This window comes from Comamonas sp. 23 (assembly GCF_049601575.1).
Taxonomy (GTDB): domain Bacteria; phylum Pseudomonadota; class Gammaproteobacteria; order Burkholderiales; family Burkholderiaceae_C; genus Comamonas; species Comamonas squillarum.
Window position 1 is genome coordinate 77,364 of sequence record NZ_CP187127.1, and the last position, 22,651, is coordinate 100,014.

Below are 22,651 nucleotides of genomic sequence, written 5' to 3' on the forward strand. Positions count from 1 at the left end.
GGACTACACGGGATCGGGCAGCTCGGACGCGACTGAAGCGGTATTCACCAAGTGGCCACCGGCCTGCGCCATGGCGCCCGCCACATCGATGGTGATGGACGCGCCCACCGGCATCTCCGCCAGCACTTGGATATCGCCGCCTTGCCCTGACGCTGTGCCGCATACGGCACCACCGCGCGCACTGCAGGTCCAGCGCATGTCCTCCACGCCCGAGGGCATCAAATCTTGCAGCCGCGCTGCGCTGACCGCTGCCGGGCCATGGTTGACAGCCACCAGCTGGAAGGCCAGCTTGCCGCCGGGCAGCACTTTGGGTGTGCTGGTGGTTTTGAACACCGCCAAATCGGCCTGCGCAGCCCCTGCAGTGCTGACACTGACCTGCACCAAGCTGTCATTGTTGGCTGCATTCGTATCCACGGTATCGGCGTTCGTTGGCGCCACCGAGGCTCGGTGCGTCAGCACGCCATCTGCAGTCGCTTTACCGGTCACCGTCACCATTACCTGGTTGCCAGCGCCAGCGGGCACCTGGGCATCCACCCGCAGCTGGTGGCCCATGCCTGGGCTGGCATCGCAGGCAGCCAGGCCCTGGGCAGTACACACCCACTGCACATCGGCCAGCGAGGCTGGCACCGTACTGCTCAAGGTCACGCCCGAGCCAGCAGCCAGGCCGGCATTGCTGACCACCAGGCGGTATTGCACCAACTCACCCACCTTGTATTGGGTACTGGCCACCGTCTGCGTGACGGCGTAATCCACTTGCGCACGGTTATCCGGTGCCGCGTCTTTGAATAGATAGAACTGCGCAAAATGCTTGCGCAGCGATGCCAGGTCATTTTGCGTAGCCCCGGCATTGTCCTGGTCACCCACAACCAACCAGACGCTGAGCTCCTGTCCGGGAGCCAATTGCCCGGGTATGGCGGACAGGGCGATCGCCATATCCTCGCCAGCAGCCGGTGCCTGGGTGCTATTGAGCAGATCACCGACCGCAGCGCGTGACAGCAAGGAGCCGGTCCAATAGCCCATCTCTCCCGCTTCCCATCGATCCGCAGCAATATGGCCAGCAGGTGCGGTCAGCGTCGGGGCCAACACCGATTCGTTGAAAAAGGTGTTATCGGCAGCATCCTGGTCAATATCCACAAAGCCGGTGATGCGCACATCGTCAAGCGGCGATAAGGTGCTATTGCGAAGTAACCACTTCCACTGCACGCCACTTGCACCAAAGCTGGATTTCTCGGCATTGATAAGCGTCAAGCCGTTTTTAAGCGGTGCTTGGGCTTGCGCAGGGACTTGTCGTATTTCCTCAGCTGAAACGCCATCGCTGAAGAAAAGACTTACCCGCTCCAAAGTCATATTGGCAGTCTGTGCGGCAGCAGATGCGGACCACAGCCATAAAGTCATCAAAAATATGCTTACCCAAACTATCTTTTGTTGCAGCTCTTGTCTTTGCGGCTGCGATACCTTCTGACCTGTCATACCCCGCCCGTCATCCAATTATAGAAATGGGCGCCATTCTCTCTTGAAACCTTTGTTTCTCTCTATCACTGTTTTCAAAAAGAACTATATTTACTTATGGTTTCTAAACTTATAGATTACTTACGGTGTGACTTCCGTCAATCTATTTGCCGAACCTATAAATAGAAAACTGCATTTTCAGGTAGGTTGTTTTTTCGCAAACGTCAGATTTAAAACCCGCATTAACTGCTTCTTCCCCTGCCATTCGCTGCGCAGGCCTGGCTCCAGCCGGAGCGATTCCGCGCAAATTCCCCACTTTCAGGGATAGCATTTTTCGCCCACTCGCATACCATCGCGGGGTCCGCCCGCGCGTTTTTTGGTTATCCATGCTTGAACCTTCGTTGCTTGTTGAAGATGCTCTTTTGCCTGTCCCCGTCCTCGTCGTGGAGGACGAGCCGCTTCTGCAGCAACGCTTGCGCCAGGTGCTGCACCAGCTTGGCTATGAGGACGAGGCGCTGATCTTTGCCGGCACGCTGGCAGAGGCGCGGGCCGTGTTCGCCGAGGGGCCGGTGGGCCTGGCCTTGGTGGATTTGCGCCTGCCCGATGGCAATGGCCAGTCGCTGATCGAAGAGCTGCGGGCCGAGGATCCGGGGCTGGGCATTCTGGTGGTGTCGGCCTGGAGTTCCGAAGACTTGATCCTGAGCGCGTTGCGCGCCGGGGCCACCGGCTATGTACTCAAGCAGCGCGACGATTTCGAGGTGATGCTGTCCATCCGCAGCGTGCTGCGCGGGGGCGCGCCCATCGACCCTTTTATTGCCCGGCGCATTTTGCAGCTGCTGCCACTGCGCGCGCCCAAGCCGGCCGGCCACGCAGCGCCCGCTGCCAGAGGCGGCGAGCCCGATGTGGGCCTCACGCCCCGGGAGGCCGAGATCTTGCGCCTGGTGGCCGATGGCATGAGCAACCGTGAGATTGCCAACGAAGTGCATCTGTCCCGCCATACGGTGGAGAGCCATGTCAAGCGCATTTACCGCAAGCTGGCCGTCTCCTCGCGCATGATGGCGGTGCGCGAGGCGCGTGCCCGGGGAATGATTGAGTGAGCCCGCGCGCTCACCCCCTGCCCCGCCTGTTGCAAGCCGGGGCGTACCTGCTGGCGCTGCTGCTGGTACTGCTGTTTGTGCTGCTGGCTGGACCTGCGATGGCCCAAACCGCGCCAGCCAGCACTCTCCAGGCTGGTAGCTGCAAGGCGCAGATCCTGCACGTGGATGCGGCACGCGCCAGCGCGCTCAACCCGCAGCTGCCCGCCCCTAGCGAGGGCTGGGAGCCGGTCACGCTGCCCGATCTCTGGACCCAGCGCTGGCCTGCGCACGATGGCGCGGTCTGGTACCGCATTGCCTGGCAGCGCAGCTGCGCCAGCCCACAGCCGGGGCTCGATACCGAGTCCACAGCGCCCCCCGAGCCCATCGCACTGGGCATTGATGGCATCAGTGTGGCCGGCGCGGTGTATGTGAACCATGACCTGCTCTGGAGCGATGCCTCCCTGGTCGAGCCGCTGTCGCGCAGCTGGAATGTGCCGCGCTGGTGGCTGCTGCCCGAATCGCTGCTGCAGCCCGGGGTCAACACCATCTGGGTATATGCGGTAGGCCACCGCGCCTTGAGCCCGGGCCTGGGCCAGCTGCGCCTGGGATCGCCGCAAGAGGTGGCCCAGGTGCAGGCGGGCAAACAATGGCGCCAGCGCACGGTCTACTTTGTCAATGCCGTGCTGTGTGCGATGGCCGGGGTGCTGTTCTTCAGCATCTGGTTGCTGCAGCGCAAAGCCCGCACCTATGGCTGGTTTGCACTGATGGCCTTGTGCTGGATGCTGTATTTGAGCACCTACCTCGCGGGCAGCCAGTGGCCCTGGCCCGATTCACTCACCCGCGCCCGCTTCAGCCTGGTGGCGCTGCTGGGCTATGTGCTGAGCGTATGCATCTTCACCTTCCGCTTTGGCGCGCAAAAGCTGCCCTGGGTAGAGCGCTTTTTGTGGCTGCTGGCCTTTGTCGGTGCAGCGGTCACCTGCCTGGTGCCGGCCGAGCATGCGCGCCAGGGCTTTAGCCTGGTGTGGCAGGGCGCGACGGCGGTGTTCCTGGTCAATGGGCTGCAGTTCCAAGTCCATGCCTGGTTTCCGCGCAAACGGCCGCGCAATCTGGCGCATATCCTGCTTGCCTGCATCTGGCTGCTGTTGACTCTGGTGGCGCTGAACAACCTCTACTCGGTGCTGGACCGCTGGCAGGTGGCGCGCGACTGGGCAGCGCTCAGCGGCGTGCTGGTGATTGGCCTGCTGATGCTGCTCTTGGGCGGCCAGCTGGTGCGGCAGATGCATGAGGTACGGCGCTTTAACCGCGAGCTCAAGGTCGGGGTGGAATCGGCACGCAGCGAGCTGGCCCAGGCGCTGCAGCGTGAGCATGTGCAGGCGCTGGAGAACGCCAAGCTGCAAGAGCGCATGGCCCTGGCCCATGACCTGCACGACGGCCTGGGCGGTGCCCTGGTACGCAGCATGGCGCTGGTCGAGCAGGCGGACGAGACCATCAGCAGCGCGCGCGTGCTGTCCTTGCTCAAAAGCATGCGCGATGACCTCAACCAGCTGATCGACTACGGTTCCAGCGCCGGCGCATCGGTGCCCGACACCCCCGTGCAATGGGCCGCGCCCCTGCGCCACCGCATCACCCGCATCTTGGATGAGATTGGTGTGCAAACGCACTGGAGCATTGCCGCGCAGTGGCAGGGCAGCGTCGAAGAAGGCAAGCGCCCCAATGCGCTGCAATGCCTGCTGCTGACCCGGCTGGTGGAGGAGGCGCTGTCCAACGTCATCAAACACAGCCATGCGAGCAAGGTGCGGGTGGAGTACTCGCAGCCCCGGCCCAACCAGCTGCTGGTGCGGGTCGAGGACGATGGCGTGGGCTTTGATGTGCAGGCTGTGCAGCGCGCCGGCCAATCGGTGGGCATGCGCAGCATGGCTGCCCGCGCCGAACGCCTGGGCGCCAGCTTCAGCGTGCAATCGAGCCCGGCCGGCACGATGGTGACGGCGGTGCTGCAGCTGGGGGCGGGGCTGCCTCATGCCGCCACCACCGTCACTGGCAAGCGCTGAATGCTGCGGCAATCACCAATACGCAGGGTTTCAGGGTGTCAGCACCCCGTCTGGCATCACACTTAAAGCTCGAACGCCCTGCACAGGTCGTCCATTATGTCTCTGCGCCGTCGGATCTTGGGGCTGTATGTTGTCCTGTTGCAGGCATTCGGTGCCCACCCAGCCGTTACCAACACCAGGGACCTGAGGTGTGCAAGACGACACTGGCTTCCACGGGGTGCGGCGCACATCACAGGTCAAATCGTAGCCAGGCGTGACAGTGGTGCGGCAGGCGCCCGGTCCGCCTTGCTCCCGCTTGCTCCAGCGGTTCTGAGGTTCGGTGCATTCAACCATGTAGTTGCCTTCTAACCCCGCATGGCAGGCGCTGGGGGCAACAGTGCTGCTCAAGGGGCTGCCACGGCCTTCGCAATAAAGGTTCATCCGCCCGGGTTGGTCATCGCCCTTCCCAGGCTCGCAAAAGGCGACCATTTCTGAGTCCGAACGCTGCGCACACGCGGTATAGATGCCACTGAGCGCATCCCATACCGGTGCGCTGGTAATGGGACAGCTGTTGTCCGTTTCTCCATCGGCGCCGTTGACTGCCACGGACGCACAGTTGGCATCCTGGTCCACATCCGTGGGGGCGCTTTGGGTGGCTATGCACCGTTGGCGATACTGCATTTTATGTATGTAAGTCCAGCTCAGGCGCTGCTGGTACAGTTTTTTGGTGACGGTGTGGGTGCCTTGAACATACCAGTACTGGCTCGCTAGCGCCAAAGCCTCCCCATCCAAGACCAACTTCTGGCGGGTGTTACCACTTCTGCTGGTCGCATGAATGGCCGCAAGGCTAGCGGCAGCACTATCTTGAGCATGCGGCGAAATAGGACCGGCGGTCGCCACGTTGGGGCATAAACCCGCCGCCATTGCCCCCACAACGGCTAATACACACCGCTTCACCGCTAAGCGCAGAGCCACAAAAGTTCTGAATCCTTGCGGATTCAGCCAACGCAGCTTTGAATAGGTGTAGGCACCGGCCAGCGTGGTCTGTAGTCTGCACAAGGTGCCACAGCCCTCACACAAGTACAGAGAGGTTGCTTTTGGTCGTAGGGGTCTGGATTGCATCATCCACGCATGATTAATAAATACTATCTTAAATTACATTTTTATAGATTATCTATTAGAGCAAATCATAGATGACCTCTTACCCATCAAGCAAAAACAAGTCCATCTGCCGCTACTTTCGGGGTTCTAAAATGCTGAAAATTTAAGCAAATTAACATCAATTAACAATGATCAGAAAAGCGAATTTGATACCAGTTTTTTATAATTTGAGAGCCTTAACAGATATTTGATTGCTCGTAAGGTCGACCCTAGCCCAGGGTATGCGTCAGGCAGAGGGACGGGAAAGCATTCACACCGGCGGTCGAGTGTGCATCTTCCAAACCAAAAACTGCGCAAACGCGCACATTGAATAAAGTCAGACCCGCTCCAGATCCCAACCTGTGTGCGTGATCCACTGGCGCCAAACGGGTGCGTAACGCCATGGAGAAGCGTCAAGATGGAGGACGCTCCGCACCATGGACAGCAATAGTCCGTCGTGGTCGTAAACGCCGTCTGTCATGCTGCAGGGACAAACGGCGATCCACTATGGCTGCGGATTGCCTAACCCGCCTGCAAGGCCTTGAGCAAGGTAGCCGCGTTGGTCTCGACCATGTCGACGTAGGTGCTGGCAGGGCCGCCGTCGGGCGACAGTGCATCGGAGTAGAGGCGCCCACCTATGGCAGCGCCGGTCTCGCGGGCGAGCTGCTCCAACAGGCGCGGGTCGGAGATGTTCTCGACAAAGATGGCGCCAATGCGCTCCGCGCGGACCTGTTTGACGAGGGCCGCCAGATCACGGGCCGAAGGCTCGGACTCGGTCGACAGGCCCCGCACCGGCACAAAGCGCAGACCGTAGGCCTGGGCAAAATAGCCAAAGGCATCATGGGTGCTGACGACACTGCGCCGTTCGGCCGGCAGCGCGGCAAAGCGCTGGCGCAGGCTGGCATCCAGCGCCGTCAGGCGGGCGATGTACTGCGTGGCCTGCTTGTCGTACTGCGCCGCGTTGGCCGGGTCTGCTTTGGCCAGGCCTTTGGCGATATTGCGCACATAGACGATGGCGTTTTTCACATCCTGCCAGGCATGGGGGTCGTTGGGGCCATGGTGGTGGCCGTGCCCATGGTCATGGTCATGGTCGTGGTCATGCCCTTCCTTGCCAGCGCCGTGGTCGTGCCCGTGGTCATGGCCTTGGCCTTGGCCTTTGGGCAAGGTGCGTACCGCAATGCCCTGCGATGCGACGATCTCCTGGCCTTGAAAGCCGGACGCTTTTTTCAAGCGCGGCAACCAGCCCTCAAAATCCAGGCCATTGGCCACCAGCACCTTGGCCTGCTGCAGCTGGCGCGCCTGCTGCGGGGTGGGCTCAAACACATGGGCGTCGCCGTCGGGACCGACCAGCGCAGAGACGCTGACCCGATCACCGCCGACCTGGCGCGTCAAGTCCTGCAAGATCGAAAAGCTGGCCACCACGGGCAGCGGCTGGCCCGCAGCCCAGACGGAGCCGACAGGCAAAGCGCTGGTCAGTGCCAGCCCCAGCAGCGCACGGCGGTTCAAGTAGAAATTGCTCATTCGGATACTCCCATTGGTTCAGACACAGAATCGTTGGCCGGCCGCTGGCGTTGCGCCCGCACGCTGCCCAGCCGCCCCAGGCAGAGCGACAGCAGGTACAGGCAGCCGAGGCTCAAGGTGATGGCGGCCGACGCCGCAATGCCCGCGTGGTAGGACAGCAGCAGGCCCAGCAGGCTGCCGGCCATCGCGATGGCGGTGGACAGTGCCATCTGCAGGCCCACACCGCGCAGCCAGAACCGCGCACTGGCGGCGGGCAGCACCACCAGGGCGACTGCCATCAAAGTGCCCAGCGAATGGAAGCCCCCCACCAGGTTGAGCACAAGCAGCAGCATGAACAGTGCATGGCTGATGCTGCCCATGCGCCCCTGCAGACGCAAAAAGCCGGGGTCCAGGCATTCCATCAGCAAGGGCCGGTACACCAGCGCCAGGCCCAGCATCGACAGGCAGGCGATGGTGGCGGTCAGGTACAAGGTGGGGTCATCCAGCGCCAGCACCGAGCCAAACAGCACATGCAGCAGATCCACATTGGAGCCGCGCAGCGAGATCAGCAGCACGCCCAGCGCCAGCGAGATCAGGTAGAGGCCGGCAAAGCTCGCGTCCTCGCGCAAGGCGGTGTAGCGGGTCACCACGCCCGAGAGCATGGCCACGATCAGGCCGGCCGCCAGCCCGCCGATCGTCATCGCCGGCAAGGACAGGCCAAACAGCAAATAGCCCAGGGCCGCGCCCGGCAAGATGGCATGCGACATCGCATCCCCCACCAGGCTCATGCGGCGCAGCAGCAAGATGGTGCCCAAGGGCGCGGCGCCAGCGCTCAAAGCCAGGCAACCCGCAAACGCGCGGCGCATAAAGCCGTAGTCCACAAAGGGCTGCCACAACAGCTCGGCGATCATGCGCGCCTCCTGGCACCCGCGCGCGCAGCCAGGCTCGGCAGCACATCGGCGCTTGCCCCCCAGGCCAGCTGCGTGCCCGCCAGCGCCAAGGCCTGCGGAAAAAATGCCTCCACCATCTCGCGGTCATGCAGCACGGCCAGCACGGTGCGGCCCCGCGTATGCCACTGCTGCAACAGCTGCAGCAGCACATCGATGGAGGGCTCGTCGACGCCAGTGAAGGGCTCGTCCAGCAGGATCACCGGCGGGTTCTGCACCCACAGCCGGGCAAAGCGCATGCGCTGGAACTGCCCGCCCGAGAGTTCGGCAATCCAGCGCGGCTGCCAGCCCTGCAGGCCCACTGTCGCCAATGCCATGCTGATCTGCGCGCGTTGCGCATCGCTGACGGCCCCCAGCGCACCCGTCTGCGCCCACAGGCCCATGCTGACAAAGTCCTCCACGCTGATGGGAAAGTCGCGCTCTACCTCGCAGGCCTGCGCCAGGTAGCCCAGCGCAGCGCGCGGATAGCGGCAGCGCAGCGACCCCTGCATCGGCGCAAGCTGCCCCAGCAGGCCCTTGAGCAAGGTGGATTTGCCGCCTCCATTGGGGCCGACGATGGCCGTCATCGAGCCGGCCGCAAACTGCCCACTGACCCCGCGCAACGCCAGTTTGCCGCCATAGCCCAGGCCCAGGTTGGAGAGTTCGAAATCGATGCCATGCACGGCCGCCGCTGCCAGGCCGGAAACGGACTGCATCATGGCTGCTGCACCGCCCATAGCACCACGCCCCAGAGCAGCACGCTCAGGCCCAGCGCCAGCAGGCAGCGCGAAAGCGCAGACGCCTGCAAGGCACTGCGGCGCCTGGTTGTTTGTATTGATCCCATAGCTCGCCCATTCGCAGGCGCCCTGCCGACCAGTCAAACTGGCAGCATCGGCAATGCACCTGCAGCATTTTCAAAATGTGATGTTATAACATCAAATGAAAATACCAACGCAAAAAGCGCAGCCCAGCTTGGCGGTGGCTGCCATGCACTAAAGCAGAAGAATCGTGTGTTGTGAGGAGAGAAGGGGGCTGGCCGAGGCGCTTAGAACCTGTTCAAAGTCTCCTCGCGCCGCGACAGTGTCTTTGCGGGATGGGATGCTAGGGGGGCGCCCAGCCGCGCCATACCGCAGCAATAGCCCAGCTATTGCGAGGATTTGCAACGACGCAGACCGCCCCTGCCCGGGCGGCCCTAGCCGGGCGGCCCTAGCCGGGCGCCCCTTCCCGGGCAGCGCAAAGCCACTGTCCCTAAGGGTTGGAGTGAAATCGGGCGATTTCTGCGCGCTGGCCCTTGCTTGCACCCCGGTGCAAGCTGCGTTCCATCCCTTCGAACTCATCCCGATTGCACTCCAACGCGGCTGCGTAGAGACTTTGAACAGGTTCTTAGGCCGCCGGTGCCGCAGCGCAGCGGCTGCAAATGCCATGCATCTCGACATGGGTGCTGCTGGGCCGGAAGCCGTTGGCCTTGGACCAGGTCTTCAGGCGCCGCTCCACCGCAGGCTCCAGAAACTCATCGACCTGGCCGCAGGTATCGCAGATGGCGAACACCACCAGGCCATGGTCATGGCCTTCGGCATGCGTATGGGCGCAGATCACAAAGGAGTTAAGGCTTTCCACGCGGTGCACCAGACCGTATTCGATCAGCTTGTCCAACGCGCGGTAGACCTGCTGGGGCGCGCGCAGGCCTTCGTCACGCAGCTGGTCGAGCAGCGCATAGGCACTGGCCGCATTGGCCTCGCGCGCAAGCGCTTGCAGCACCAGGGCTTGGTGCTTGGTCAACTCGGGCTGGGGCGTTTTGGCGGCTGTGGACATGGTGACAACAAAGGCAGAGGCCCGAGTTTAGCCGGTCTGCTGTGCGGGCGCCGCCAGCGGGGGCACCGCAGCGGCGCCCTCCTGCTTTTGCTCCTGCGCCGCCTGCACAAACCAGCGCTGCACCGCCTGCCAATGCGCGTCGCCATAGAGGCGCCTGAAGCGCTGTGTTTCTTCCAACTGCGGATTGCGCCACACCGCCAGGCGTTGCGCGATGAAGTCGGCGCTCAAGGGGATGCCGCATTCGACGGTGATGCAGTGCCGCCACTGCGCGTAGGTTCTGGGAATCATCGCTGTCCTTCTTCTATCTTCACAGCCACCAAGCCAGGTTCTCGGTAAACAGTTGAGAAAGCTGATTTTCATTTGTTATGTTATAACATATCACACTGCAGTTGAACCATAGCCAAGACCTGGCCTGGACATGCACCACGCCACCCAGACCCGCACCAACCCGCTTTCCACGATGACCTCCACAACACGCGCCTAACCGCTGGCCAACACCGCCCAACCCAAGCTTCCCGTCACCGTGCTCTCGGGATTCCTGGGCGCCGGCAAAACCACCTTGCTCAACCACATCCTGAACAACCGCGAAGGCCGGCGCGTGGCGGTCATCGTCAATGACATGTCCGAGGTCAATATCGACGCGGCCCTGGTGCGCCAGGGCGGGGCGGAGCTGTCGCGCACCGATGAGAAGCTGGTGGAGATGAGCAATGGCTGCATCTGCTGCACCTTGCGCGAGGATTTGCTGCTGGAAGTCAGCCGCCTGGCCAGCGAAGGCCGCTTTGACCAGCTGGTGATCGAATCCACCGGCATCTCCGAGCCCCTGCCCGTAGCAGAGACCTTTACCTTTGCCGGCGAGGACGGCCGCAGCCTGGGCGATGTGGCGCAGCTGGACACGATGGTCACGGTGGTCGATGCCTTCAATTTCCTGCGCGACTACAGCTCGCGCGACCAACTGCGGGCACGCGGCCAATCGCTGGGCGTTGAGGACCAGCGCACCGTGGTGGACCTGCTGGTCGAGCAGATCGAGTTCTGCGATGTGATCGTGCTCAACAAGGCCGATCTGGTGTCTGACGCAGAGCGCGAACAGCTGATGGGCATCTTGCGCGGCCTTAACCGCCGCGCCCGCATCGAGCTGGCCGAGTTTGGCCAAGTGCCCCTGCACAAGGTGCTGCAAACGGGTCTGTTCGATTTTGAGCAGGCCTCCCAGGCCCCCGGCTGGCTGCAGGAGCTGCGCGGCAGCCACCAGCCTGAGACGGAGGCCTATGGCATTGGCAGCTTTGTCTACCGCGCTCGCCGCCCTTTCCACCCCGAGCGCTTCTTTGCGCTGATCAACCAGGAATGGCCGGGTGTTGTGCGCTCCAAAGGCTTTTTCTGGCTGGCCAGCCACCCCACGTTGGCAGGCCAGTGGTCACAAGCCGGAGCGGTGGCCCGCCACAGCGCCGCCGGCTACTGGTGGGCCGCCGTGCCACAAGAGCGCTGGCCGCAGGACGAAGAGGCCCTGGCCCTGATTCGCGCCGCCTGGGACGAGCGCGTGGGCGATGCGCGCCAGGAGCTGGTGCTGATCGGTATCGACATGGACGAGGCGGCGTTGCGCACGCAGCTGGACAGTTGCCTGCTCAGTGATGCGGAGATGGCGCAGGGGCCTGGGGTGTGGACGGGGTGGCGGCATTCGTTTGTGGATTGGCCTTGAGGGGCCGGCAGCGCCTCTGCCTTTGCCCCGCTGTTGCAAGCGCTGCAGATTTCGTCAGCTTCAAGCAAAGGAAAATTAGGTTGGCGCACTCACACCAGTTTCTGATATACAGCGATGGTTTCACTGGCACAGCGGTCCCATGAGAGCTGTGCCGCTCGTGCGAGCCCTTTGGCCCGCGCATCGGCCTGCCATGCCTCGTCGCTCAAACAGTGCTCCAGACCGTGGCGGATGTCATCTACATCTCGAGGGTTGACCAAATAAGCGGCACCACCAGCTACTTCGGGCATACAGGATGTGTTGGAGGTGAGCACAGGTGTGCCACTGGCCATCGCTTCCACGATGGGCAGACCAAAGCCTTCGTAGAGGGACGGATAGGCCATCAAACGCGCTCCCGCATAAAGGGCAGGTAGCAGGCGCTGATCAACAAAAGACATATATCGAAGCCATCCTTGCTCTTGCGCTTTAGCCATTCGAGCGTGAACGGACTCGGAGTTCCAGCCTTGGCCTCCAGCTACCACCAACGGACATGCGCGCCGCATTTCTTCTGGCAGCAACGCATAGGCTTGCACCAATCGATCCAGGTTCTTGCGCGGCTCCACCGTACCTACGAATAGGCTGTAGGCCCCACACTGCAAGCCGAGCTCTGTTATCGCCGGTGCTAGCATTTCATGGGTATGCGGCCGATACACGTCGCTTGCTGCCAAGTGCACTGCTGTGACGCGATCTGCTGGCACCTGGTGGCGGCTGATCAACTCTTTGCGAACAGCTTCCGATACCGTGATGACGTGGTCTGCCCGACGGAGAGACTCGGGCAGCATGGAGGACATCAACAGCGCGCGAGCAGCAGGGTGAAATTCTGGAGACTGTTCGTGCGAAAGATCATGAACGGTAACGATCTTGATCGCTTGACTAGGCAAAACGAAAAAGTTGGGCGCATGGAAAATTGTTTTGCTGTCCAGCTTTCGCAGTGCCCATTGAAAGTACATGGGTGCTAGCGCGGTGTAAGCCGATGCAGCCAAGCGATTGTTGGCCAAACGTGCACGCAAGTCCCATGCCTGACGCCGGGCAGACCCCTGTGACGTCATGCACTGCGTAAGAGGATCTGCGATCCAGCGCCCCAACGAAAAATACCTCACGCGACTAATGCGCTCATCGCTATCCAACCGCGATGCTAACTCGTAGGCATAACGGCCAATACCAGTGAGCGGGTAGTGAAGATTGTCAGCACCAAAAACCAGATCCAGCTTCATCACTGCTTTCGGATGGGCTTACAGGGTGCACCGGCATAGACACCGGGACTGGCAATGCTTCTGATAACAACGGATCCAGCTCCCACCATCGTATGGTCGCCAATAGTGATCCGATCAATGACTGTGGCTCCAGCACCTAGCATCGAAAAATTTCCAATTCTAGAGCTGCCAGCGAGCGTCGCATTGACCGACACATGTGCAAAGTCGCCTACGTAGGTATCGTGCTCCACCACAGCAGCCGTATTGACGATTGCACCTCGTCCCACACAGGCGCCAGGCCCAATATGGGCGTGGTGCCCAACAAAGCTACCTATGGCAACTTTTGCATTGAACGCAATGGTGCTCCGAGGTGATAACAACGAGATCACTTGAAAGCCCAACTGCGTCAACTCATCGAGCTGCATTTGGCGTTTGGATCCATCTCCCGACGCGGCGATTGCCTCTGACCAATCTCCTTGTAGATCCCCAAATGCAGACACCACCGGGTGCCCAATAAATGTTTCATGGGGACGGGCTTGCGCGTCAACAAACGCCAGGTGGGTATAGCCACAGCACAGCGCTACATCCGCCACACTGCGCGCATGCCCCCCAAATCCATATACAAGAAGTTTTCGGTCACTCATGGTTGAGAAATGCGGTCCAAAATAGCGACGTGCTCATTGACGACATCTGTCCAAGTCCTGCGGGAAAGCTGCTCAAAGGCCTTGTTCTGCACCTCCAGGAGTTCATCTCGATGGTGGAGCCCCCATTCAATGCGGTTTGCACAGTCCTGCCAGCTGTAGGGATCAAACAGGGTCACTTGCTGCAAATCCGGGTCAGTCAATACCTCTTCTGTCACGGGTATACGTGCCATCACCACCGGAGTGCCCACAGACAACGCCTCCGTAAAGGTAAATGGGCAACCACCTTCGGCAAAAGACGGATTCACCGCCAAATCTGCCAACTGATAGCACGCAGCCAGTTCGCTGGTGGACAGTCCATGCAAAAACAGCACGTCGTTTTGCAGGCGATGGCGGGTCACAAATTCTTTGACGTCAGCATTATCACCATTTCCTGTCAAGAATAGCTTGTGAGAAATGTACTTATTTCTCAACAAATGAAGGTAAGCCTGAAGCAAGGTCAAAACATTTTTATTCGGCCTAAACTGACTGGCATAAAATAAATATTTTACTTCGTTATTTTGAAAATCTTTAGAATATTTATAATTTGCACTGCGACGTATTGCTCCCAACAGTAGGGCTTTGCAGTACTTTAAAGACAATTCCGGATTGATTGGTGATATTTTATTAAACTCATCCATCCGATTAGGCGCGTGATGGATGACCGATATTTTATCTGAACGCAACCCATAGTGATCAACCAATGTCTTCCATTTAATATGGCTACTATAAGTCACCAAATTATCCGCTCGATATATAGATTCGCCTACGCGATCCACAATCAGCTTCAAACGATCTCCATTTTTTGCAAACCCCACGGGAAAGTCGGTCGGCCAGACATCAGGAATGCATATAAGACGAGGCTTTGCAATATTATGAAATGAAGGCCAAAATGCGACTGGACAATACCAAGCCTTAACAAAATCAAGCGTTGCAATGATAGACTGCATACGATCGAGCTCGGCACGATGCATTTCATCAAAAAGATGCATCGCAAATCCATTACCGGCACTGGGCATTAGCATCGACACAATTCGCTGAAATGAACGCGACTTAGATAATGTCTTTAAGGTATATACAATTGATGCGGCAACGAATAAAACCGGTATGGCAATTACACCAACGATAGATACCGCTAGTAGTTTAACGCCAGTGATGCCCGCAAACGAAAAAATATCAGGAACAGAATGAATTTTCACAGCGCTGGATGCCACGCCATGCCAAAACTCGCGACTATATCCTTTTATTTTCCGCGTAAGGTTAACAATCCATCTACCCTTACGATTTTTCCTACGTTGATGTAATTTTTCAAAAAACTTAAGGACATACGGTGCACCTTGAGGAGTTTCAATAGTAAATAGGAGACTAGAGACCCGTTCACTTTCAAATAATTCCTCAAGCGCTTCTTTGCTCCAACTAGGACACACGATAGTAAATCGAACATCATCCAGAGCCTCTGCACCCTTAAGGAACATTGCCAGATATCGACCCAGACCTTCTTTCTTAAGGTCAGACATCGGTGGATACGCTATGTAAATACCATATTCTTTTACAGGCATGATTTCACCTCTTGCCAATACTTGCGGGCATGGGCAGACACCCCCCCCCTCTCAAATATATCAGGGCTAGGCAAGAAGGCGCGAAGTGCCTGACAGCTTTCTTCCATCTGCTTAAGCATTTTTGCCATATTGCGCGCAGAAGATCCGTCCATGAAACTCAGATTCAAGGAAAACCATTCATTCATCTCGCGCATTGCGGGATAATTTGTTGAAAGCGATGGAACACCTAACTGCGCTGCTTCAATAACGCTGAAAGTACCATTGTCAACCCGTGCAGCGTGCATCAGGAATTGCGCAGACTTCAATTGCACTCGGTACTCATGATCCGGCAAATCTCCCAGCCATCGAATTCTAGACCTCAGCAGATTGGAATTTTTAATTAATGCTCCCACAGGCTTGAGATGCGAAAGCTTACTCTCGGGGATTGTCGAAGTACCAACGCCTGTCACTCTGCATATCAAAGAACCTTGGTATTCTTCGTAATATATCCGTAATGCCCTCATCACTTCGAGATGATTTTTGTGAGGAGCTGCGTTAGTGGTCCAGAGGAAATAAGGTTCGACTACTTGGCCCTCAGGTAGATCTTTTTGGGAAAACTTAGGTATCAGCATCGGCACCTGTACCAGTCGTCGTGGATCCACGCCAGCATATTGCAACGCATCGTTTTTAGTGAATTCTGTGGTCACAAAAATTTTGTCCGCAGAACGAGCACCTTGCACAAAATTTAGATCATTCGATCGTGACATGACATTTTCATAACGCTGCAGATAGTCATATATCATCATTACCCTGGGCCGCACAGGCAACAGGGCAGTTGGGAGACGATCGCTGACAACAACCCAAAGATCGCAATCTGTAAACTGGATCATCCCATCATCCGGAACTGAGTGAGTGACTTCAGTAAACCAACCTTCATGCCCAGCAAAATGCATAGCACGACAGGCTTCTGTGCTAGACAATTTCTGCCATCTGAAAGGTCGTCTTGCGATTTTCTCTCCTAGCTCCAAGAAGTCATCGTCTTCGTAAACGTCAGTATCTTCTCGGTGTGCGAAAATAACTTCGACTGCATCTCCACACTGGAGACTTCCCATATGAATTGCCTGCGCTAACATTATTGCACCACGCAAGGTACCACCTCGATATGGCTCCGGCAATATAACAGCAATGCGTTTTAACCTATCCTTGGGTCGCTGGATTGACGCTTGCTTATGGGCTTGGTAGTCTGCCTCAAGGCGCTCTATTCCCAATTTCCATGCAGGACTCAACACCTCCGCACTCATACTTTTCAGCAGAATTTTTTGAGATGTGCGGATTGACTCGATAAATGCTTTGTCACCGTTCATCAATCGACGAATGATTCGACGCGCATCTTTAATGGAAGCCGCCCGACCAGGCAGGCCCTTTCCACCCATACGATCGAGCATACCGCCCGCCATGTAGACAAGAGGCATACCTGCCAAAATAGCCTCAAATGGATGATAATGGATATGATTAGGCTCTTGGGAATGATAAAACATCACACGGCTTTGAGTCATGTTTGCCGTGTGTGCTTCATTGGATACATATCCCAAAACCTTCGGATCGCTTACAGGAATCAGCTGCTCACCAGCGACCACATAATCAAATTCCACAAAATCTCGTCTAAATGATTCGTAAATATCTTTGTAATATTGATTGAATCCAATACTTGGGCACACGAAATATATTTTCTTTTCATCGCCTAGCCAAGGAGTCGCATGCCGAGCTGCCATACCCAATGGAAGGTATAATCTCCGATGAGAAATATATCGTTCTTCAATATCTGCCAAATGTGGATACGCTTCGGCAAAATAAAATCTTGAATACATATTTCTAATATGTGTCTCAAGACCAAAATGACGGATAAGATCGCTGTAAGTAAGCGTTTTATCTAACCCATATGCACGATAAAGAACTAGGCCACTAAAATAGCGTGAGATCTCTCGAAATAGAGCATCATCATGCAATATAACGAATGCCACATCAAAATATTTATTAGCTAAAGCCCAAGCTTCTGGTGTAGCACCAGAATACCAATCACAGGCATTTAATATTTCAAGCTCATCCGCAGGTATATCAAGATTTTGGTCCTCTTCATAACTAACACTGCTGCTTCTGAAGCTTATGTCACTAGGTACAATTTTAGGAAAGTATATTTGAGAAATCCCACACTGCTTAAGCATGGGAATCTCAAATTTTCTGGCTGAAGTATGGTTCAGCAGCCACATGACACGCAGAGTCATTGCATGCATCCAATCACTGATGAGCTAAATGGACTTTGATAGCTTCTTCAATGTCGCCATCAAACAGAACTGAACCACGCTGTAACACAATGCCGCGTTCGCACAAATTCTTCAAAGCCCCGAAATCATGGGACGCCAACACCAAAATCTCCGCTTGCGCAATCAGCTGTGAAATACGGCTTTTTGCCTTGGCCATGAAATTTGCATCACCGGCACCAATCACTTCATCAAGTAACAATATATCCCCACCGATCGCAGTAGAGACAGCGAAAGCCAAGCGCACTTGCATACCCGCTGAATAGGTTTTGATTGGGTAATCAATGAACTCACCCAATCCAGCAAATTCCACGATTTCCTCTTCTTTGGAACGCATGAACTTGGGAGACATACCTAACAATAGGCCTCGATAGAGTATGTTTTCTCTTCCTGTGGCATCCGGTTCAAAGCCAAGGCTCAGATCAAACAAGGATCTAATCTCTCCAGTCACATTCAAGTTGCCGCTAGAAATTGGATAAAGTCCTGCAATAGTTTTTAGCAAGGTACTCTTTCCCGCACCATTATGACCGAGCAAGCCTACGCGTTCCCCTTGTTTGATGGACAAAGAGAGATTCCGCAGTGCATGCACATCCGCGACCTTAGATTTAAAGGTACGGGTTTTTACCAGACGTGTAATGGTAGCCTGAAGGGAATGATCTTTAAAAGCGGAGGATGCATAGTGAAGATTCACCGCATCCAGCTTGATGCCGGGGTTTGTCATATGTAAAAAATCACTTGCTTTTCAGCACGCCTGCCCACAATCCAGGCAGCACATAAAAATACGAAAGCGGTGCCCAATGAAAAAGCATAATTTTCTACTGTGGGCCATTGGCCTGTCAGCAAAGGGGCGCGGAAAATTTGCAGCAAATGGTATATGGGATTGTAATCAACCAAGAAGCTAAGGCCACCTTGCCTAAATATTTTCTCTTCAAAATACACAGGGGATACAAACCACAAAGCCTGCATTACCAAACCAGCAGCATGCGGAATATCTCGAAACCGGGCACCTGAGTAAGCTAACAACGTTGAAGCTGGCCACAATATGCAAGCCAAGATTGGAAAAATAGTCAGCGTTGCCAACCATGACCATCCGAAATTTTTCGAAAGAACAATTGCAGACCATCCATACAGAGAAGTACTGGCAAGGGCCAGTACAATCAAACTGGTCAGTACCGTTCTTAATGTGTAGATCGCCAGGGGATGACGATACTGCTTGATATACGCATCTGCCTGAACAAATGACAATGATCCCCCAACCACGCAGGCCATGATGCATTCCCACACGATAATTCCGGAAAGGATATATGGTGCATAAGCATAGATATTCGAATTGAACATCTTGCTGAATACCAGTGCTATCAATGCCGTCATACCCAAGGGTTGCAGAATCGACCACAATATCCCGAAGAATGATCTGCGCCATCTTGAGCGTAGATCTGACAACGATAAATGCGTCCAAAAATAACGTGCTTTCCAAACGCCGGTCAAATAGTTGATCACGCTCGCCTTCCCCTGTCAATATCAGAAATTACAATACTCAATCAAAAAAACCTCGAATTGACTTAGTGACCAAACTCACATCTTCGCGCTTCAGGCCGGGATAACTAGGCAAGTTGATTCCTCGTGCGCCGATGGATTCAGCGATGGGGTAATGACCGTCAGCAGCACAATGTGGCATGGTATGCGCAGGAAAGAATAAGGGCCGCGTCTCGATTCCCTCATTTTTTAGTTTACTGCGCAAATCCGATCGATTTTCTGCATCATCGACAGCAATCGAGCACATCCAAAATGAATGAACAGTATCCGGCTGCTCATCATGCGTCTTAAGTGGCAACCCTTCCAGATCCTGTCTGTACCATTCCGCAATACAGCGTTTCTTCTCCAGGATCTCTGGCGCATTTTCTAGCTGTGCCAAGCCGATGGCTGCACAAATATTGGTCATGCGGTAGTTATAGGCGACGCGATCATGCCAATACTCTCTAGTCGGAGAGACGCCTTGGTTTTTCAAGTAGTAAGCTTTTTCCAAGATGTCTTTATTTTTGGCAACCACCATACCACCTTCTCCAGTAGTAATGGTTTTATTACCAAAAAAGCTAAAAGTGGCAATGTCCCCAAAAGTGCCGGCGTGCTGACCCTTGTAGCTACTACCAAATGCTTCTGCACAATCTTCGACCAAAAATATCTGATGTTCTTTGCAAATAGCTACCAAAGGATCCATATCGCAAGGCAGGCCGTAAAGATGCACGGCCATCACAGCTTTGGTCTTAGGAGAAATTTTGCGCTTGACATCTTCCGGGTCAATTTGCCAAGTGCTCTCCAGCGAATCGACAAACACAGGCGTAGCACCTGTTTGCAAAATGGTATTAACTGACGCAATGTACGTCAACGTAGGGACAATGACCTCGTCACCAGGACCAATACCCAAAGCCTCTAACGCCAAGTGAATAGCAACGGTTCCATTACTGACAGTCGTTGCATGCTCTACACCGATGAAATCTGCAAAACCACGCTCAAATCTGTTGATGAATTCACCCTTGGATGAGATCCACGTCGAATCAAGACACTGGTTAACATACTCTTTCTCACGACCTGAGAAATAAGGCTGATAAACGGGGATCATGTTGACTCTTTACTCGTGGTGATTGAAATATTTAAAGCCATGCTGCTTTACAAGCTCGTCACGCTGTGCTTCTTTAAGGTCTTCACGCATCATTTCTGCAACCAACTCGGCAAAGCTTGTCCGTGGCGTCCAACCCAGTTTGTTTTTTGCTTTGGATGGATCACCGAGGAGCGTTTCGACCTCAGCAGGGCGGAAATAGCGCGGATCAACAGCAACAATGCACTTTCCAGTGGCAACGTCGTAGCCCTTCTCCTCAATGTCATTGCCTTCCCAGCGGATTTCAATACCAATCTCTTTCGCTGCCAGCTCGACAAACTCTCGCACAGAGTGCTGCTCGCCGGTCGCAATAACAAAGTCTTCAGGCTTATCTTGCTGAAGCATCAACCATTGCATCTCGACATAGTCACGTGCATGGCCCCAATCGCGCAGAGCGTTCATGTTTCCCAGGTAAAGACAATCTTGCAGGTTGAGCTTGATGCGAGCTAGTGCACGGGTAATCTTTCGCGTGACGAATGTCTCTCCGCGAATCGGAGATTCATGGTTGAACAAAATCCCATTACACGCGTAAATGCCATAGGCTTCACGATAATTGACCGTGATCCAATATGCATACATTTTCGCTACCGCATAAGGCGAGCGAGGATAAAATGGAGTTGTTTCTTTCTGTGGAATCTCTTGCACAAGCCCATATAGTTCCGAAGTAGATGCCTGATAAAAGCGCGCAGTTTTCTCCAGTCCGGCAATTCGAATGGCCTCTAGGATACGCAATGTACCCAGCGCATCAGAATTAGCGGTATATTCAGGTTCTTCGAAGGATACGGCCACATGGCTCTGTGCTGCCAGATTATAAATTTCATCTGGCTTGACCTGTTGAATGATGCGAATGAGGCTAGATGAATCAGTCAAATCCCCATAATGCAGAGTCAGGTCGTAGCCTTTTTTATGCGGATCATGGTACAGATGATCAATACGATCAGTATTAAACAATGAAGCTCGGCGTCGGATTCCATGCACCTCATAGCCCTTGGCCAGTAGGAATTCAGCCAAATAAGCTCCATCTTGCCCAGTGATACCGGTGATCAACGCAATTTTCTTACTCATAAAACTCTCAATTAAAATATTATATTAATAAAAGGACAGTGTAAATATCTTCATTACCGAAGAGTTCTCACCATTTATTTGGTTCGCCCATAGGTATCTTCAAACCGAACAATATCGTCCTCACCCAGATAGCTGCCTGACTGCACCTCGATGATCTCAAGCGGCACCTTGCCCGGGTTGGCCAAACGGTGGACATGGCCCAGCGGGATAAAGGTGGACTCGTTCTCACCCAGCAAGAACGTCTGATCGCCATTGGTCACTTCGGCCGTACCCTTGACCACAATCCAGTGCTCGGCACGGTGGTGGTGCATCTGCAAACTCAGTTGGCCGCCGGGATTGACGACGATGCGCTTGACCTGGAAACGGCTGCCGCTGTCGATGCTGTCGTACCAGCCCCAAGGGCGGTGCACCTTGCGGTGGGCCGAGGCCATGCTGCGGTTCTGGGCCTTGAGGGCGGCCACCACTTTCTTCACATCCTGGGTGCGCGATTTGTCGGCCACCAGCACGGCGTCGGCCGTCTCCACCACCACCACGTTGTCCAGGCCCACTGCAGCGATCAGGCGGCTTTCGGAGAACAGCAGGCTGTTGTTGGTGTCGATGGCCAAGGTCTCGCCGCTGCCGGCATTGCCTTGTGCATCGCGCGGCAGTACATCCCACAGGGCGTCCCATGCGCCCAGATCCGACCAGCCGGCATCGAGCGGTACCACGCGCGCAGGCACGCCCAGCTCGGGGCGCACCGGCAGCTTTTCCATCACCGCGTAGTCGATGGAGTCTGCGGGGCAGGCGCCAAACAGTTCGGCATGGGGGCGGATAAAGTCCATATCCCGGCTGCTCTGCGCCATGGCTTGCTCGCAGGCCTGCAGCATCGCGGGTTGCAGGGCGGCCATGGCCTTGAGCCACTGGTCAGCACGCACCATGAACAAACCGCTGTTCCACAGGTACTGGCCGCTGCGCAGGTACTGCTCAGCCAGTTCCAGCGTTGGCTTCTCGGCAAAGCTCTCAATGCCAAAAGCACCATTGCTGTCTGCAGCGCCCTTTTGGATATAGCCATAACCCGTCTCGGGGCGGTTGGCCACAATGCCAAAAGTCACCATCGCGCCTTCGCTGGCCAGCGGCCAAGCCGCTTCTACGGCACGGTGCAATTGCTCAGGGCGCGTCATCACATGGTCGGCCGGCATGGCCAGCAATACCGCATCGGCGTCTGCAGCCAAGGCGGCCAAGGTCAGCGCGGGGGCGGTGTTTCTACCAGCGGGCTCCAGCACCAGCTTGGCATTGGCAATACCTTGCTCCTGCAATTGCTGCGCGGCCAAAAAGCGGTGGTCGGCATTGCAGACCAGCACAGGGCTGGTTTGCGTAATGCCGGGGTGGACGCCATTCAAGCGCAGCGCCGTGTTCTGCAGCATCGACTGGCCGTCGCCTCCCAGGCTCAAAAACTGCTTGGGATAGTGCTCGCGTGACAAGGGCCACAGGCGGGTTCCACTGCCACCACACAGAATGACAGGCGTTAGTTTTGGCATTCGAATCAATCTCGGTAAATAGGAGTTG

Annotated in this window: 19 protein-coding genes; 4 read left to right on the top strand and 15 right to left on the bottom strand. The window is 56.1% G+C overall.

The genetic code is table 11. The annotated features are described in order from the left end of the window. Nucleotides 1-3: 3 nt before the first annotated feature. Entirely contained in the window at nt 4-1,248 is a 1,245-nt protein-coding gene (locus ACPEE1_RS00265) for a hypothetical protein (protein ID WP_423934926.1), read from the bottom strand. A 587-nt stretch (nt 1,249-1,835) separates the two neighbouring features. On the opposite strand from ACPEE1_RS00265, the gene ACPEE1_RS00270 reads away from it, so the two are divergent. The 3 genes from ACPEE1_RS00270 to ACPEE1_RS00280 all read left to right on the top strand — a co-directional run bounded on the left by ACPEE1_RS00270 (nt 1,836) and on the right by ACPEE1_RS00280 (nt 5,691). Beyond that, a complete protein-coding gene (locus ACPEE1_RS00270; protein WP_423934927.1) occupies nt 1,836-2,546 on the top strand; it encodes a response regulator in 711 nt (236 codons plus the stop codon). Then, nucleotides 2,543-4,573 carry a sensor histidine kinase gene (locus ACPEE1_RS00275; protein WP_243419292.1) on the top strand — a complete coding sequence of 677 codons (2,031 nt, stop codon included), beginning with the start codon at nt 2,543-2,545 and terminating at the stop codon, nt 4,571-4,573. The genes ACPEE1_RS00270 and ACPEE1_RS00275 overlap by 4 nt, the downstream gene beginning before the upstream one ends. 992 nt (nt 4,574-5,565) lie before the next feature. Beyond that, nucleotides 5,566-5,691, top strand: a complete 126-nt coding sequence (locus tag ACPEE1_RS00280; RefSeq protein ID WP_165841155.1) for a cytochrome c3 family protein — start codon at nt 5,566-5,568, stop codon at nt 5,689-5,691. A gap of 523 nt (nt 5,692-6,214) precedes the next feature. On the opposite strand, the gene ACPEE1_RS00285 is transcribed toward ACPEE1_RS00280, so the two are convergent. The 5 genes from ACPEE1_RS00285 to ACPEE1_RS00305 all read right to left on the bottom strand — a co-directional run bounded on the left by ACPEE1_RS00285 (nt 6,215) and on the right by ACPEE1_RS00305 (nt 10,218). Further along, nucleotides 6,215-7,213, bottom strand: a complete 999-nt coding sequence (locus ACPEE1_RS00285; protein ID WP_423934928.1) for a metal ABC transporter substrate-binding protein — start codon at nt 7,211-7,213, stop codon at nt 6,215-6,217. After that, entirely contained in the window at nt 7,210-8,103 is an 894-nt protein-coding gene (locus tag ACPEE1_RS00290) for a metal ABC transporter permease (protein WP_423934929.1), read from the bottom strand. The genes ACPEE1_RS00285 and ACPEE1_RS00290 overlap by 4 nt, the downstream gene beginning before the upstream one ends. Next, nucleotides 8,100-8,834 (bottom strand): metal ABC transporter ATP-binding protein, encoded by a 735-nt coding sequence (locus tag ACPEE1_RS00295; RefSeq protein ID WP_423934930.1) that lies wholly within the window; start codon nt 8,832-8,834, stop codon nt 8,100-8,102. Before ACPEE1_RS00295 ends, ACPEE1_RS00290 begins: the two co-directional genes overlap by 4 nt. A 667-nt stretch (nt 8,835-9,501) precedes the next feature. Continuing rightward, complete coding sequence (locus ACPEE1_RS00300) at nt 9,502-9,930, bottom strand: Fur family transcriptional regulator (RefSeq protein WP_423934931.1); 429 nt, start codon at nt 9,928-9,930, stop codon at nt 9,502-9,504. A 27-nt stretch (nt 9,931-9,957) separates the two neighbouring features. Continuing rightward, nucleotides 9,958-10,218, bottom strand: a complete 261-nt coding sequence (locus ACPEE1_RS00305; protein ID WP_312988245.1) for a hypothetical protein — start codon at nt 10,216-10,218, stop codon at nt 9,958-9,960. Nucleotides 10,219-10,417: 199 nt separating this feature from the next. On the opposite strand from ACPEE1_RS00305, the gene zigA reads away from it, so the two are divergent. Then, nucleotides 10,418-11,620, top strand: a complete 1,203-nt coding sequence (gene zigA / locus ACPEE1_RS00310) for a zinc metallochaperone GTPase ZigA (RefSeq protein WP_423936492.1) — start codon at nt 10,418-10,420, stop codon at nt 11,618-11,620. Nucleotides 11,621-11,709: 89 nt separating this feature from the next. Here the strand turns inward: zigA and ACPEE1_RS00315 are convergent, their stop codons facing one another. The 9 genes from ACPEE1_RS00315 to ACPEE1_RS00355 form a co-directional block, all read right to left on the bottom strand. Then, on the bottom strand, nt 11,710-12,870 hold the full coding sequence (locus ACPEE1_RS00315) for a glycosyltransferase family 4 protein (RefSeq protein WP_423934932.1): 1,161 nt from the start codon (nt 12,868-12,870) through the stop codon (nt 11,710-11,712). Further along, the gene (locus tag ACPEE1_RS00320) at nt 12,870-13,493 is read right to left on the bottom strand and encodes a NeuD/PglB/VioB family sugar acetyltransferase (protein WP_423934933.1); all 624 of its coding nucleotides are present in this window, start codon (nt 13,491-13,493) and stop codon (nt 12,870-12,872) included. Before ACPEE1_RS00320 ends, ACPEE1_RS00315 begins: the two co-directional genes overlap by 1 nt. Further along, nucleotides 13,490-15,088 (bottom strand): glycosyltransferase, encoded by a 1,599-nt coding sequence (locus ACPEE1_RS00325; protein WP_423934934.1) that lies wholly within the window; start codon nt 15,086-15,088, stop codon nt 13,490-13,492. The genes ACPEE1_RS00320 and ACPEE1_RS00325 overlap by 4 nt, the downstream gene beginning before the upstream one ends. Further along, entirely contained in the window at nt 15,079-17,334 is a 2,256-nt protein-coding gene (locus ACPEE1_RS00330) for a hypothetical protein (protein ID WP_423934935.1), read from the bottom strand. Before ACPEE1_RS00330 ends, ACPEE1_RS00325 begins: the two co-directional genes overlap by 10 nt. A 28-nt stretch (nt 17,335-17,362) precedes the next feature. After that, entirely contained in the window at nt 17,363-18,106 is a 744-nt protein-coding gene (locus ACPEE1_RS00335; protein ID WP_423934936.1) for an ABC transporter ATP-binding protein, read from the bottom strand. Further along, nucleotides 18,103-18,885, bottom strand: a complete 783-nt coding sequence (locus ACPEE1_RS00340) for an ABC transporter permease (RefSeq protein WP_116925428.1) — start codon at nt 18,883-18,885, stop codon at nt 18,103-18,105. The genes ACPEE1_RS00335 and ACPEE1_RS00340 overlap by 4 nt, the downstream gene beginning before the upstream one ends. Before the next feature lie 37 nt (nt 18,886-18,922). Then, nucleotides 18,923-20,005, bottom strand: a complete 1,083-nt coding sequence (locus ACPEE1_RS00345; RefSeq protein WP_423934937.1) for a DegT/DnrJ/EryC1/StrS family aminotransferase — start codon at nt 20,003-20,005, stop codon at nt 18,923-18,925. Between the two features lie 9 nt (nt 20,006-20,014). Next, nucleotides 20,015-21,106 carry a GDP-mannose 4,6-dehydratase gene (gmd, locus tag ACPEE1_RS00350; protein WP_116925426.1) on the bottom strand — a complete coding sequence of 364 codons (1,092 nt, stop codon included), beginning with the start codon at nt 21,104-21,106 and terminating at the stop codon, nt 20,015-20,017. Between the two features lie 74 nt (nt 21,107-21,180). Beyond that, entirely contained in the window at nt 21,181-22,623 is a 1,443-nt protein-coding gene (locus tag ACPEE1_RS00355; RefSeq protein WP_423934938.1) for a mannose-1-phosphate guanylyltransferase/mannose-6-phosphate isomerase, read from the bottom strand. Between the last annotated feature and the right edge of the window lie 28 nt (nt 22,624-22,651).

Coding starts and splice junctions, on each gene's coding strand:
- ACPEE1_RS00270 (WP_423934927.1), top strand. CDS start 1,836: ATGCTTGAACCTTCGTTGCTTGTTGAAGATGCTCTTTTGCCTGTCCCC.
- ACPEE1_RS00285 (WP_423934928.1), bottom strand. CDS start 7,213: ATGAGCAATTTCTACTTGAACCGCCGTGCGCTGCTGGGGCTGGCACTG.
- ACPEE1_RS00290 (WP_423934929.1), bottom strand. CDS start 8,103: ATGATCGCCGAGCTGTTGTGGCAGCCCTTTGTGGACTACGGCTTTATG.
- ACPEE1_RS00295 (WP_423934930.1), bottom strand. CDS start 8,834: ATGCAGTCCGTTTCCGGCCTGGCAGCGGCGGCCGTGCATGGCATCGAT.
- ACPEE1_RS00300 (WP_423934931.1), bottom strand. CDS start 9,930: ATGTCCACAGCCGCCAAAACGCCCCAGCCCGAGTTGACCAAGCACCAA.
- ACPEE1_RS00305 (WP_312988245.1), bottom strand. CDS start 10,218: ATGATTCCCAGAACCTACGCGCAGTGGCGGCACTGCATCACCGTCGAA.
- ACPEE1_RS00315 (WP_423934932.1), bottom strand. CDS start 12,870: ATGAAGCTGGATCTGGTTTTTGGTGCTGACAATCTTCACTACCCGCTC.
- ACPEE1_RS00320 (WP_423934933.1), bottom strand. CDS start 13,493: ATGAGTGACCGAAAACTTCTTGTATATGGATTTGGGGGGCATGCGCGC.
- ACPEE1_RS00325 (WP_423934934.1), bottom strand. CDS start 15,088: ATGCCTGTAAAAGAATATGGTATTTACATAGCGTATCCACCGATGTCT.
- ACPEE1_RS00330 (WP_423934935.1), bottom strand. CDS start 17,334: ATGTGGCTGCTGAACCATACTTCAGCCAGAAAATTTGAGATTCCCATG.
- ACPEE1_RS00335 (WP_423934936.1), bottom strand. CDS start 18,106: ATGACAAACCCCGGCATCAAGCTGGATGCGGTGAATCTTCACTATGCA.
- ACPEE1_RS00345 (WP_423934937.1), bottom strand. CDS start 20,005: ATGATCCCCGTTTATCAGCCTTATTTCTCAGGTCGTGAGAAAGAGTAT.
- gmd (WP_116925426.1), bottom strand. CDS start 21,106: ATGAGTAAGAAAATTGCGTTGATCACCGGTATCACTGGGCAAGATGGA.
- ACPEE1_RS00355 (WP_423934938.1), bottom strand. CDS start 22,623: ATGCCAAAACTAACGCCTGTCATTCTGTGTGGTGGCAGTGGAACCCGC.